Genomic DNA, 549 nt, shown 5'->3' with positions numbered 1-549 from the left:
CCAATACCAGCTTCCAAATGAAAAAATGAAGTTAACTTGTTTCTTTGATGTTCATGTATTCAAAGACCATGTTCCTCAAGGGACTATGCGTATTAGAAACGAAAAAGTTAGATTTCAATGGATACAAATGAATCTAGAGCGAAATCCTGATTTTGAACATCGCATTAGAGAGTATGAAAAAAAGTATAATAAACGCATCCTTACGCATAAACATTTTAGGCACACAAAAACTTGGTATAACCCATATGGACAAGAAAGTGCTTGGGAATTTAATAGAAAGAATGGTTACACCACTTTTTAATAAAAGCGGTAGCGGGAATAGTTGTGCTAGTGATAAGATCCATGCGGGTGCTCTTGGCTTTTTGGCAAGGGCATGAAAATGCTGTTATGTAACTTGCCAGAAAGTTGAAAGCCCCGAATGAACTATAAATTCAAACGAGGCCGACAATGTATCTAGACAATACAAATTGTAAGCCTCTTTACCATTGGAGGCAAGATATGCCGAAAAGAAAAACAACTACTTTGAGTCTAGCTATCGTGTGTTTCACT

The 549-nt window shown here is 36.6% G+C and carries 1 protein-coding gene; it reads left to right on the top strand.

Going from position 1 to position 549, the window contains the following annotated elements:
* Positions 1–301, top strand: a 301-nt coding sequence (locus L2748_RS24330; RefSeq protein ID WP_220783721.1) for a hypothetical protein, incomplete at its 5' end; no start/stop codon positions are given.
* Between the last annotated feature and the right edge of the window lie 248 nt (positions 302–549).

Origin of the sequence: Shewanella sairae (genome assembly GCF_023283535.1) — a bacterium.
Classification (GTDB): Bacteria; Pseudomonadota; Gammaproteobacteria; order Enterobacterales; family Shewanellaceae; genus Shewanella; species Shewanella sairae.
Note: the sequence above shows the minus strand (reverse complement) of the source record. Positions and strands in the feature narration are given on the sequence as shown.